Source organism: Paraburkholderia jirisanensis, assembly GCF_054782355.1.
Genome location: NZ_BAAGSQ010000026.1, coordinates 449,610 through 462,215, shown reverse-complemented (window position 1 = coordinate 462,215; position 12,606 = coordinate 449,610). Strand labels below are relative to the sequence as shown.

The 12,606-nt window shown below is 62.9% G+C and carries 11 protein-coding genes; 9 read left to right on the top strand and 2 right to left on the bottom strand.

Annotation, left to right across the window (positions count from 1 at the left end):
• The first annotated feature begins 18 nt into the window (after window positions 1–18).
• The 7 genes from ACYVNQ_RS18400 (at window position 19) to ACYVNQ_RS18370 (ending at window position 7,412) form a co-directional block, all read left to right on the top strand.
• Window positions 19–1,254, top strand: coding sequence for a LysR family transcriptional regulator (locus ACYVNQ_RS18400; protein WP_460903992.1), 1,236 nt, complete (start codon window positions 19–21; stop codon window positions 1,252–1,254).
• Between the two features lie 364 nt (window positions 1,255–1,618).
• Window positions 1,619–2,665 carry a porin gene (locus ACYVNQ_RS18395; RefSeq protein ID WP_460903991.1) on the top strand — a complete coding sequence of 349 codons (1,047 nt, stop codon included), beginning with the start codon at window positions 1,619–1,621 and terminating at the stop codon, window positions 2,663–2,665.
• 193 nt (window positions 2,666–2,858) lie between these two features.
• Window positions 2,859–3,917: an ABC transporter substrate-binding protein gene (locus ACYVNQ_RS18390; RefSeq protein ID WP_460903990.1), complete on the top strand. Its 1,059-nt coding sequence runs from the start codon at window positions 2,859–2,861 to the stop codon at window positions 3,915–3,917.
• Window positions 3,918–3,928: 11 nt separating this feature from the next.
• Window positions 3,929–4,801, top strand: coding sequence for an ABC transporter ATP-binding protein (locus ACYVNQ_RS18385; protein ID WP_460903989.1), 873 nt, complete (start codon window positions 3,929–3,931; stop codon window positions 4,799–4,801).
• A gap of 14 nt (window positions 4,802–4,815) precedes the next feature.
• A complete protein-coding gene (locus ACYVNQ_RS18380) occupies window positions 4,816–5,712 on the top strand; it encodes an ABC transporter permease (RefSeq protein ID WP_460903988.1) in 897 nt (298 codons plus the stop codon).
• A 65-nt stretch (window positions 5,713–5,777) separates the two neighbouring features.
• Entirely contained in the window at window positions 5,778–6,563 is a 786-nt protein-coding gene (locus ACYVNQ_RS18375; protein WP_460903987.1) for a fumarylacetoacetate hydrolase family protein, read from the top strand.
• Between the two features lie 18 nt (window positions 6,564–6,581).
• Window positions 6,582–7,412, top strand: coding sequence for an amidohydrolase family protein (locus ACYVNQ_RS18370; RefSeq protein ID WP_460903986.1), 831 nt, complete (start codon window positions 6,582–6,584; stop codon window positions 7,410–7,412).
• 126 nt (window positions 7,413–7,538) lie between these two features.
• On the opposite strand, the gene ACYVNQ_RS18365 is transcribed toward ACYVNQ_RS18370, so the two are convergent.
• Window positions 7,539–8,462 carry a LysR family transcriptional regulator gene (locus ACYVNQ_RS18365; RefSeq protein WP_460903985.1) on the bottom strand — a complete coding sequence of 308 codons (924 nt, stop codon included), beginning with the start codon at window positions 8,460–8,462 and terminating at the stop codon, window positions 7,539–7,541.
• 187 nt (window positions 8,463–8,649) lie between these two features.
• On the opposite strand from ACYVNQ_RS18365, the gene ACYVNQ_RS18360 reads away from it, so the two are divergent.
• The gene (locus ACYVNQ_RS18360) at window positions 8,650–10,053 is read left to right on the top strand and encodes an MFS transporter (protein ID WP_460903984.1); all 1,404 of its coding nucleotides are present in this window, start codon (window positions 8,650–8,652) and stop codon (window positions 10,051–10,053) included.
• Window positions 10,054–10,084: 31 nt separating this feature from the next.
• Window positions 10,085–11,146, top strand: a complete 1,062-nt coding sequence (locus ACYVNQ_RS18355) for an isocitrate/isopropylmalate dehydrogenase family protein (protein WP_460903983.1) — start codon at window positions 10,085–10,087, stop codon at window positions 11,144–11,146.
• A gap of 200 nt (window positions 11,147–11,346) precedes the next feature.
• Here ACYVNQ_RS18355 and ACYVNQ_RS18350 read toward each other — a convergent pair whose 3' ends face one another.
• On the bottom strand, window positions 11,347–12,582 hold the full coding sequence (locus ACYVNQ_RS18350) for an NAD(P)/FAD-dependent oxidoreductase (protein WP_460903982.1): 1,236 nt from the start codon (window positions 12,580–12,582) through the stop codon (window positions 11,347–11,349).
• Window positions 12,583–12,606: the final 24 nt, after the last annotated feature.

Genomic DNA, 12,606 nt, shown 5'->3' with positions numbered 1-12,606 from the left:
TGAACCGATCCGGACACCATGACAGCGCTTTCGAACCTCCTGCCCAGGCTTGCGCAGATGCACAGGCTGCGGGCTTTCGCCGCCGTGGCGTGCTACGGCAACGTGCATCGCGCGAGCGAAGCACTGCATCTGTCGCAACCCGCCGTTACCCGCGCCGTACGGCAGCTCGAGGCATCGATCGGCACCGCGCTGTTCGAACGCACCACCAAAGGCATGCGGCTTACCACGCCTGGCGACTGCGCCTACCGGCGCGTCAGCCGCGCACTCGAAGAGCTACGCGCGGCCGGCGGCGAGATTCTGCCCCGCACCGCACAACGCCGCCATCACGCGCAAGCAGCCGAACGCCTGTCGCAGACGATCACCGAAGCGATGCTCGCGGCGCTGGTCGCCGTCGCGCGTTGCGGCAGCGAAAAGGCGGCGGCCACGATGGTCGGCATCACGCAGCCGGCACTCAACCGGAACCTGCATCTGCTCGAACATCTCGCCGGCGTACCGCTGTTTACCCGCTCCGTGCGCGGCACGCAGCTGACCGAGCCCGGCGACCTGCTGCTGATGCGCGTCAAACTTGCACTGGGCGAAATCCGCATCGCGGACGAAGAGCTCGAATCGCTGCAAGGCGAACTGGGCGGCCTGGTGGTGGTCGGCGCGGCCACTTCAAGCGGGCTGATCGTGCCGCTCGCCGCGGATCGGACCTTGCGCAAGCATCCGGGGCTGCGCATCCGGATCGTCGACGGCACCTACGAAACCTTGAGCCTCGGCCTGCGTTGCGCCGACATCAACATGATCATCGGCGCGCTGCGCCCGGAAGAACGCGAACCGTACTCGACCCACGAGCCGCTATTCGACGATGTACCGAGCGTGGTAGTACGTGCGCAGCATCCGTTGCTGCGGCAGCAAACGATTGGCAGCCTCGCCAGCCTGCGCCACCACGAATGGGTGGTGCCGCTCGGCGGCACGCCGTTGCGCGAAACCTTCGAGCGGGCCTTTCGCGCGGAATCCAGCGAACCGCCGATCATGCAGCTCGAAGCGAACAGCCCTTCGGTGGTGCGTACGCTGCTGCTGTCGAGCGATCGCCTCGCACTGGTGTCGCATCGGCAGATCCAGCACGAACTGCGACAAGGGCTGCTGGCGATCCTGCCGGTCGACGTGAAGCTGATGCGGCGCGAGATCGGTATCTCGCGGCTACGCAACAGCGAACCGTCGCCGGGCATGCTCGCGCTGGTCGACGCATTGCGGGCGATCGCGTCGGATTAAGCGGGCTCGCCTGATCGGCTCGATCCCTATACCGCGGCGCCATCGCGACGCCCCACCGGCCACGCGCTCCGCCAAGCTCGACCCGCAACGCGATTGAATCCGCGACGCCTGCCAGGGCCGGGCGCACAACGCTCAAGCCGCCTCCCGCCCTCTCTTCTATCAGCAAAACGTATCGCCTTACCGCCATCGGTATTGGTCACGGCTATCAATTTCGGCGAACCTTCGTGCCGTTGCCTCGCATTCCGAACGAAGCGCGGCAACGCAGCAGAGAACGCTAGAGAAAACGGCGCGACAGCCCGCAGCGAGCCATTTGCCGGATACCCGGCGAAGCTCGCCCAAGTACAAAAACCAGCTGGAGACACCCTTGAAGAAGCTGATTCTGACCGCCGTTGCATTGGCACCTTTATCGGGCGCCGGCTACGCCCAAAGCATCGTCACGCTGTACGGCTCGATCGATTCGGGCATTCGCGATGTCGGCAACACGACACCCGGGGGTGGACAAAAGATTTCGCTCGGCTCCGGCACATACCAGTCGAATCGCTTCGGCTTCAAGGGCGTCGAAGATCTGGGCGGCGGCTACAACGCGCACTTCAACCTCGAAGGCGGCTTCAACGTAGGCACGGGCGCGCTCGACAACACCGTCAGCAAGATTTTCAATCGCACCGACAAGGTCGGCATCGGCGGCCCGTTCGGTTCGATCGATTTCGGGCACATGTACACGGTGGCGCACGACACGCTCGCCGGCTATGAACCGTTTCGCCTGCAATACCTGAGTCTGACGCTCGCGGCAGCAGCGGCCGCGGGTGTGGCCGGCAACGGCCGCGACGACAGCGTGATCCGCTACAACGGCACCTTCAGCAAGCTGAAGCTGCGCGCCGCATACGGCGTGGGCGGCGTGGCCGGCAGCGTCGCGGATGGCGCGATCCACGCGGTGGGTTTCAGCTATGCGATCGGCGGTCTGAGCTTCGGCAGCGCGTATACGCACAAATCGGTGTCCACGGTGGCGGGCACGCCGCCGTACTTCAACGAAAACCACTATACGTTCGGCGCTTCGTACAAGCTCGGCCCGCTTACCGCGATGGCCGGCTATGCGCGCGACTCCACCGGCACCGCATCCGTGCGCGGCAACACGGTAGACCGCTATACATGGGGCGGCCTGCGCTACCAGATCAATCCGTTCGTCGAAGTAATCGCGGCCTATTACGACCTGCGCGACACGACCGCGGGTGTCGACGGCAAGAAGGACGTGGCGATCGCCGGCATCACGTACCTGGTATCGAAATCGACCTTCTTCTACGCGGACCTCGACAACACGCATTTCAGCGGCGGCTATGTGACCAACGCGAAGCTGAACCCTTCGCTGCACTCAAACCAGTTCGGCATGTCGGTAGGGATAAACCACAATTTCTAGTTTGCCGGAAGTTTGCAGGGGTATCAGCAGAAAGCATCGGCAGACCACCAAAGCGTATTGGTCGCGCGCGCAGGCTCGGGGCGATACTCGCGAGCCAGACATCCCGATCGGCAAACACATTCGAAACTGACAGGCTGCCCCAGCACATCGCGCAGCGCGCGCGTGCAACAGGTTCGCCACATAGGAGGCTTGCATGAGAAGCACACGTCCCTGGCCGCAACGCGTGGCCAGCATGCTGGGAGGCATAGCGCTCGGCGCAGCGCTTTATTCGGGCGCGAACGCAGAGGCCGCGGAAAAGCTCACGATTCTGGTCGGCGGTGTCGAGAAAATCCTGTATTTGCCCGCCGCGCTCACCCAGCAACTCGGCTACTTCAAGGACGAAGGCATCGACGTCGATCTGGTCTCGGTCGCATCGGGCTCGGTCACCGATACCGGCTTGCTGTCCAACTCCGCACAGGCCGCGGTCGGCGCCTACGAGCAATCGATCCACATGCAGGCGCAGGGCAGGTACGTCACGTCGATCGTCCAGCTCTCCGCCAGCCCGCAGGAAGTGCTGCTGGTGTCCACTGCGCAGGCGGCCAACATCAAGACCGTCGCCAGTTTGAAAGACAAGCTGATCGGCGTCACCGGCTTCGGCACGCTCACTCATTTTCTGAGTCAGGACCTGGTTGCGCACGCGGGGCTCAAGCCGAGCGACGTGCACTACCTGGCAGTCGGCGCCGGCAACACCTTTATCGATTCGATGCGGCACGGCCGGATCGACGCCGGCATGACCCAGGAACCGACCGTATCGATCCTGCTCGATCACAAGGATGCCCAGGTGCTGGTCGATCTGCGCACGCCCCAGGCGGCGCGCGCGGCGCTCGGAGGCGACTATCCGGGCTCGTGCATCTACGTTCGTTCCGACTGGCTGCAACAGCACAAGGACGCCGCGCAGAAACTGGCCAACGCGTTCACGCGCACGCTGCACTTCATTGCCACGCACACTGCGCAGCAGATCGCCGACAAGATGCCGCCGAGCTACTACAACGGCGACAAGGCGCTGTATGTCGAAGCGCTTGCGCGCAGCAAGGACTCGTTCACCGCCGATGGAAAGATGCCCGCAGACGGCCCGAAAACGGTGCTCGACGTACTCAGCCGCTTCGGCGCCGGCGTCACGGCCAGCAAGATCGATTTGAGCAAGACCTATAGCAACGACCTGGTGGTCGCCGCTGCACCCAAAGTCGCCAGTACCGCCCAGGCCACCAAATGAGGAACGTCGCCATGTCGCTTCAGCTAGATTACGGTGCGTCGCGGGCCGCCCAGCAACCGGCCGCGATCGAAATGCGCGGCGTAGATCGCTCGTTCCAGACGCCGGACGGCACGCTGGTTCAGACGCTCAGCAACTTCAATCTCGACGTCGCGCCCGGTGAATTCGTCGCGGTCGTCGGACCGACCGGCTGCGGCAAGTCCACCACGCTGAACCTGATCACTGGGCTCGCACGTCCGGACGCGGGCGATGTGAAGATCTTCGGACGGCCGGTCGACGGCATCGATCCGCAAGTCGGCTTCGTGTTCCAGGTCGACGCGCTATTCCCGTGGCGCAGTGTGCTCGGCAACGTCAGCGCCGGGCTGCGTTATCGCGGCGTGAACAAAAGGGAGGCGAACGAAGCCGCGCTCGAGTGGATCGCGAAAGTCGGCCTCAGACGCTTCGCGAATCACTATCCGCACCAACTGTCTGGCGGCATGCGCAAGCGCGTCGCGCTCGCGCAGACCTTCATCTCGAATCCGAAGATCCTGCTGATGGACGAGCCGTTCAGTTCGCTCGACGTGCAGACCCGCACCTTCATGCAGGACGAACTGCTGAACCTGTGGTCGAGCCTTGGCGCATCGGTGTTGTTCGTCACGCACGACCTCGAAGAAGCGGTGGCGCTGGCCGATCGCGTGATCGTACTGACCGCGCGCCCGGCTACCGTGAAATCGTCGTATCGCATCGATCTGCCGCGACCGCGCGTGATGGGTGAGATTCGCTACGACGCGCATTTCATGGAACTGTGCCGCACGATCTGGGCCGACCTGAAAGACGAAGCGCGCGCCGGCATGGACGGCTCGACAGTCAGCGAAGTTCTGCAAACCGAACTCGCAGCCAACCCGTAATGGAGATTCAATCGATGGCTACCGGCAATTCCGCGACACATTCCGTCGCCCCTCCCGCCTCCGCTACGCCCGCAGCCGGGCGTGCCGACGACGCGCGCCGGCGCGCAGCCCGCAAGCGCCGTCAGCGCAGCAACCGGATCCTGTTCGCACGCCTCGCGATTCTGGTGATATGCGTCGGCGGCTGGGAAGCCGCTGCACGCGCCGGCCTGATCGATCCGTTCTTCTTTTCGATGCCGTCGGCGATCGTCGCCAAGCTGTTCGACTGGTGCACCAACGGCACCTCGCAAGGCACTTTGCTGCTGCAGGTGTGGGTAACGCTGCGCGAAACCGTGTTCGGCTTTCTGATCGGCTCGGTACTCGGCGTCGTGTGCGGCATCGTGCTCGGACGCAACCGTTTTCTGGCCGACGTGTTCAGCATCTATATCAAGGTTGCGAACTCGATACCGCGCATCGTGCTGGGCAGCATCTTCGTGATCGCGTTCGGCATCGGCATGGGTTCGAAAGTCGCGCTCGCGGTGGTGATGGTGTTCTTCGTGGTGTTCGCCAATGCGTTCCAGGGCACCCGCGAAGCCGACAAGGCCTTGATCGAAAAGACCCAGATTCTCGGCGCCAGCAACTGGCAGGTCACCACCTCGGTGATCGTGCCGTCCGCGATGAGCTGGATTCTCGCCAGCCTGCACGTGAGCTTCGGCTTCGCGCTGGTCGGCGCGGTAGTTGGCGAATTTCTCGGCGCACGCGAAGGACTCGGTTTGCTGGTGGTCACCGAGCAAGGGCTGTTTCATGCGGACGGCGTGTTCGCCGCGATGATCGTGCTCGCCGCGATCGCACTGGTCGCCGATGCAGTGTTGACCGGCGTCGAAAAGCGCCTGCTGAAGTGGCGCCCGCCAGTCTCGCACGACGTCGGCGCATGAATGCGTGAATGCCGCCGCTACTGCCGCCGCGTGCAAGCCCTGTTTCGAACCTTGAGGAGATTCAATTGACGCAAATCTGGTGCCGTTTTTCCGACGGAGAAAAAGACAGTTTCGGCCTGCGCGAAGGCGATTTCATCGTCGAAGTGGAAGGCTCGCCATTCGCCGACTATCGGCTCGGCTCGCGCAAGCTACCGTTGCAGGACGTACAGATTCTGGTGCCGGTCGTGCCCGGCAATTTCTATGCGATCGGTTCGAACTACCGCAACCACGTGCTCGCACGGGCGCAGTTCAAAAGCGGCACGCCGAAGTTCTACGACGAACCGCGCGTCGGCTATCGCGCCAACAGTGCACTGGTGGCGAACGGCTGCGACATCGTCAAGCCGCGCGATGCGGGGCTCGATTTCCAGTACGAAGGCGAACTGGTTGCCGTGATCGGCAAGCGGGCGAAACGCGTGACGCCGGCGGAGGCCGAGCAGTGCATCTTCGGCTGGACGATCGGCAACGACGTGACCGAGCGCACGTGGCAGAAGCACGACCCGACCAATCTGCGCGGTAAGAACGCGGACACCTTCAAGCCGATGGGCCCGTGGATCACCACCGGTGTCAGTCTCGCCGACATGACGACAACGGTGCACCTGAACGGCGCGAAGATTCACGAATTCCCGACCGGCAACATGCTGTTCAGCCCAGCGGAAGTGATCAGCGCGATCTCGCGCTACAACACGCTGCATCCGGGCGACGTGGTCTGGCTGGGCACCGATGAGCTGCCGCGAAACCTTAGCGAAGGCGACGAGATCGAGGTCGCCATTTCGGGGCTTGGCGCGCTGCGCAACAAAGTGATCATGGAATAAAACAAGGAGAACCCGGCTATGCGCATTATCGATTCACAGGTACACATTTGGGACGCGGTGCCCGCGGCCTTCGCTGCAGCCAACCCGGAAGAACCGGCGAGTTTCACGTATCAGAACCTGCTCGCCGCGATGGATGAAGCAGGCGTCGACAAGGCAATTCTGGTGCCGCGCTCGTTCAACGGCGCACGCAACGACTACGTGCTGGAAGCGCTGCGCGCGCATCCCGATCGCTTTGCAGTGATGGGACGCGTACCGCTCAACGAGCACGAAGGCAAACCGCTGCTCGCGAACTGGAAAGCCGAGCCCGGCGTGCTCGGCGTGCGGCTGACGTTTCATCGCGACGGCAATCGCCCGCACCTGACCGACGGCTCGATGGACTGGTTCTGGCCCGAGGCCGAGCGTCACCAGATTCCCGCGATGGTCCATGCACCCGAGCGCTTGCCGGAGATCGGCCAGATCGCGGCGCGCTATCCGGGCCTGACCTTGATCATCGACCATCTGGGCTTCGCGCGCGCCACGATCGATGCGGCGACCGGTCCCGCAGTCGAGCGGCTGGTTCAACTCGCGCGTCATCCGAACGTGCATGTGAAGGTCTCGACGATGCCCGCGTATTCGACTGCGCCCTATCCTTATGAAAATCTGCGCGAGCCGATTCGCCGGGTGATCGATGCGTTTGGCGTCGAGCGCTGCTTCTGGGGATCGGATATGACGCGCTTGCCCGAGGGCTCGTCATATCGCAAGAGCGTGACGATGTTCACCGAGCAAAGCAGCTTTGTGACGAAGGACGAACTGACCGAGTTGATGGGCGCCGGATTGGCGCGCGTGCTGGGTTGGCCTAAAAGCCTGTGATGGCCTCAGCAGATCGCTGAATCGTCCCGTAATCGACGCCTGATTCGCAGGCGTCACGTGACGCCTGGCGGCGCACCTGCGCCGCCCAGTCGCACATGTCGATGTGCGCTGCGCGCGCTGTGCCCGTCACCGCGAGAGCCACGTCGCGTCCTGCAAGCGGGTTTCGACGAAGTCCCTGAAAAGCCGCACGCGCTCAGGCAAATGTGGACGATAAGGCGCGATCCATTGCACGTCCGAATCTACTTTGGCGTAATCGGGCAGCACGTGCACCAGGGACCCGGCGAGGATCTGAGCGTGGACGTCCCAGTACGGCCGCAGTGCAATGCCCGCGCCACCCAGCGCCCAGTCGCGCAACACCTCGCCGTTGTTGCTCGATAGCACACCGGACACGCGCAGTTCGGTAGCCGGTTCGTCGTAAGGCTGCGCGGATACGCGGCTCAACCGCCAGACATTGGCCGGCATATCCCGCTCCAGCATCAGCAGGCACGCGTGATGACGCAACGCATCGAGGCTGTCAGGCACACCGTGTTCGCGCAGATACGCCGGCGAAGCCACCATCACCCGATTGTTTCTGGCAAGCGTATGGATGATCCACTGCGTGGTGGCTGGTTGCCATAACCAGACCGCGGCATCGAATCCTTCCGTTTGCAGATCGGGCAACCGGTTCTTCAGATGCAACTCGATGCGCACTTCCGGATAGCGCCGCGAGAATTCGTCGATGGCAGGCGCCATCCATTGACGGCCGAAGCCCATATTGCAGGCCAGCTTCACGAGGCCGACCGGCGTCGTGCTGAAATCGCCCACGCGCGATTCGAGATCGGCGAAGCCCGACAGGACCTTCGCGGCGAGATCGCAATACAGGTCGCCTTCCGGTGTCGGCACGACGCTGCGCGTGGTCCTGCGAAACAGCCGCACCGTCAGGCGCGTTTCGATCTGCGCGAGCCGCTTGGTGACCGCCGCACCGCTCACGCCCACGCGTGCTCCGGCGCCCGTCAGGCTGCCGCATTCTCGTATTGCCAGCACCAGCGCGAGGTCCGCTCGCTCGAGCATTGCTAACTCCGGGTAAAGAAAGAACTGAATCATTATCGTCTTGTTGGATTGCAATAAGCCCACAACAATGCGGGGCTAATACGGCTTTCGCATCCGGGGTTCTTCGGCAGCGCGGCACAACATCGGGGCGAACACAAAACAGCCTTAAGAACGCGGCATAGCCGCGTCATATAACGATGGAGACAATATGGAACCCAGCTTGCCGTCCGCCCTCCGCAACAACTACGCGATCATGGCCCGGATCGATCGCCTGCCGAGCTCCCGCCACCTGCTTAAGGTCGTTGCACGTATTGCAGCAGGCGGCTGGTTCGAGTTTTTCGAACTGTTCATGCCCGGCTTTATTTCGCTCGGTCTGGTGCGCTCCGGCATCTATACGATCGAAAACAAAGGCCTGCTCGACACGCATAGTTTTGCCAGCTTCCTTGCAGCGTTTTTTGTGGGCATGTTTCTTAGCACCGCAGTATTCGGCTTTGTTTCAGACCGCTTCGGCAGGCGCTCGGTCTTTATCTATTCGATGCTGATCTATTCGGCCGCCCAGTTGCTTGTCGCGATTCTCAGCGACCCGCTATTGATCGACATCGCGCGCTTTGTCGCCGGCTTTGCGGTGGGCATGCAACTGATCAACAACGACTGCTACGTGACCGAACTGACACCGCGCGACCGCCGTGGCCACTACATGACCACTTCGTACATCTTCGTGCTGTCTGCGATTCCGGTGTCCGCCTTCCTCGCCGCACTGCTGGTGCCGCTCGATCCATTCGGGATAGCCGGCTGGCGCTTCGTCGTCGCGCTGGGTTCGGCTAGCGGCCTGATCGTGTTTTTGCTGCAACGCGGCTTGCCGGAATCGCCGCGCTGGCTGGAAGTTCATGGCCGCGTAGCCGAAGCCGACCGGGTGGTGAAGGACATCGAGACCGCGATCGAGGCCGAAAAGGGTATCGCGCTGCCGCCACCCGATCTCACCGTGCCGGACCCGGTGATTGAAACAGGACGCTGGCACGAGATGTTCAGCCGCTTCTATCTGCCGCGCACGCTGCTTATTTCGCTGTTCCAGTTTTCGCAGACCATCGCCGTATTCGGCTTCACTGCGTTCGTGCCGGTGCTGCTGATGCATCACGGCTTTTCTATCGTGCATTCATTGAACTACTCGCTCGCCATCGTGTTGATGGCGCCAGTCGGCGCCGCGATCGGTGCGTGGCTATCAGAACGCATCGAGCGCAAATGGCAACTGGTGCTGTGCGCGTGCCTGATCGGCCTGGCGGGTACCGCCTTCGCAACCGGACGAAACGTGCCGTTGATCGTCTGCACCGGTGGCTTGATCGCACTCGGCAACAACTGGATGATCGCGATTTTCCATCCGTACGCCGCCGAACTATTTCCTACCCGCATTCGCGCCCGCGCGATCGGCTTTACTTTTTGCTGGAGCCGCGTGAGTTCGGTGTTCGTCGGTTATTGGGTCGGCGATCTGATGGCCCGTTATGGCCAGACAGGCGTGTTCGCGATGATCGGCGTGGCGATGCTCACGATCATCGTCGGCATCGGCGCGTTCGGTCCGCGGACCAACGGACGCAGCCTCGAAACGCTATCGCCGTGACAACCATTTGCTTTTCTTAGGAGAAAGACGCATGAAAATAGGCATTCTTGAAGGCGATGACATTGGCCACGAAGTCGTTCCCGAAGCAGTCAAGGTGATGCGCGCCGCCGCTGGCCGCGCCGGACTGGAGATCGACTGGCGGCCGGTGCCGATCGGCCGCAAGGCCTTCGACACATTGGGCCATACGCTGCCGCCCGACACGCTCGACACGCTTAGCGCACTCGACGGCTGGATTCTCGGACCGATCGGCCACATGGCCTATCCGAAAGTGCCTGAGGCGATCAATCCGCACCCGATCCTGCGCAAGCACTTCGACCTGTTCGCCAATATCCGGCCCGCGCTGTCGTACCCGAGCGTGCCGTCGTTGCATCAGAACGTCGACCTCGTCATCGTGCGGGAGAACAATGAAGGCTTCCAGCCGGACCGCAACGTGGTGGCCGGCAGCGGCGAATTCCGGCCGACCCAGGACGTGACGATCTCCGTGCGTGTCATCACGCGTGCGGGTTCGTCGAAAGTGCTGCACGAAGCGTTCAGGCTGGCGCGCTCACGTCGCAAGCAACTCACGGTCGTGCATAAGGACACCGTGTTCAAACTGGGATGCGGCATGTTCGTCGAGGAAGCGAAGCGGATTGCCGCCGAGTACCCGGACGTGACGATGAACGAAGCGATCGTCGACACCTTCGCGATGCGCCTCGTGATGACGCCGCAGAAGTACGATGTGGTGGTCACCACCAATATGTTCGGCGATATTCTGACCGACGAAGCTGCTGGCCTGGTCGGCGGCCTGGGCCTCGCGCCCGGCTTGTCAGCTGGTCCGCGCCATGCAATGGCCCAGGCCACGCACGGCTCGGCGCCCGACATTGCCGGGCGCGCGATCGCCAATCCGTACGCGATGATCATGTCCGGCCAGATGCTGCTCGACTGGCTGGGCCGCAAACATGAGGTCCGTGCGGCCTGCGATGCCGCCACTCGCATCGAGAAAGCGGTGAGCAACGTGATGCGCGAGCGCATCGCGCTGACCGCCGATCTGGGCGGAACGGGCAAGACTCACGAAATGGGCGACGCGATCGTCAACGCGATCCTGGCTGCGTAATCGCGCGCCGGGTGCGAAGGCAGGCTCGCTTCGCGGTGAGCCTGTCGTTTAGCAGTCAATTCTGCGAGTGCGGCAAGTGGACGCACGACAATGCCGCGGCGCATCAATACGGTATTGTGGCGCTAACCGGCATCCCTCTTCGCCAATCTTGACCATCACGAAGTTGACGCACGAAGACCACGTCTGCCCAACACAGCGCATCAGGCCGCCGGCACCCACGATTTCAACGGCACCGTCACGTCGCAGAGGTCTTCCGGCCGCAGCGCGAGGCCACGATTCACCAGTTGCCGCGCAGCCAGATGATCGACCGGCATATTGACGGTTTCCACCGCGATCAATGCATCGCCCACGTAGTGCAGCAGCGAAAATTTCCCGTCTTCCTGCTTGCCGCGGAAAAAGCGTTTGCTGTCCGGATGAATCAGCCCGGCGATCTGAATTCGGAACGCGCCCTGTTCGGACCAAAACCATGGTGTAGCCGAATACGGCTCCAGCTTGCCGATCAGCGTTGCTGCCGCGCAGCGCGCCTGGTCGACGGCGTTCTGCACGGCTTCGAGGCGAATGCGCCGGTCGCTGCCGAATAGCGGAAACGACGTGCAATCGCCGATTGCAAGAATGTGCGGATCGCTGGTACGCATGTAGGTATCGACAACGATGCCGTTGTCGCACACGAGCCCGGCCTGCTCGGCCAACGTGGTTTCCGGCTCGCCGCCGATGCCGATCAGCACGGCGTCGGCCTCGTGCACGACCCCATTCGATTCCCGCACGCCGGTCACCGCGCCGTCACTGCCAACCTCGATGCCTTCGATACGCGCATCGAGCCGGATATCGATGCCGCTCGCACGATGTTGCTGCAGCAGATAGCCGGACATCTCGGGCGACAGCGCACGCATCAGCAGAGCCGGCGCATATTCGAGCACGACGACCTGTTTGCCGAGCGCGTTGGCGGTGGCCGCGGCTTCAAGACCGATAAAGCCGCCGCCGATAACGACCAGCCGCTTTGCGCGAGCAAGATGCTCACGCAACTGTTCGGCGCTGCCCGCGCTGCGCAGATAGTGAACGCCCTTCACGTCTTCTGCGATACCCGGCAAGCGTCGCGGACGCGAGCCGGTTGCGAGCACCAGCGCGTCGTAAGCGAGCGTGCGGCCCGATGCGAACGTCACGCTCTTCGCGTCCCGGTCCAGCGCAACAGCGGCGTCGCCAAGCTGCATCGCGATACCGTGCTGCTCGTAATATTCGGCCGCACGGATCGGCGCAATCTGCGCATCGCCGGTCTTCAGAAAAGCCTTCGACAGCGGCGGACGATGATACGGCACGTGGGCTTCGGCACTCGTCACCGTGATGTCGAGCTCATGGCCGGCCTGCCTCGCCTCGACCAGACTGCCGCACAGTTGCGCAGCGGCATGACCGGCGCCGATCACGAGAATACGTTTTGTCATGACACATGTTCCTTGAAGAAATTG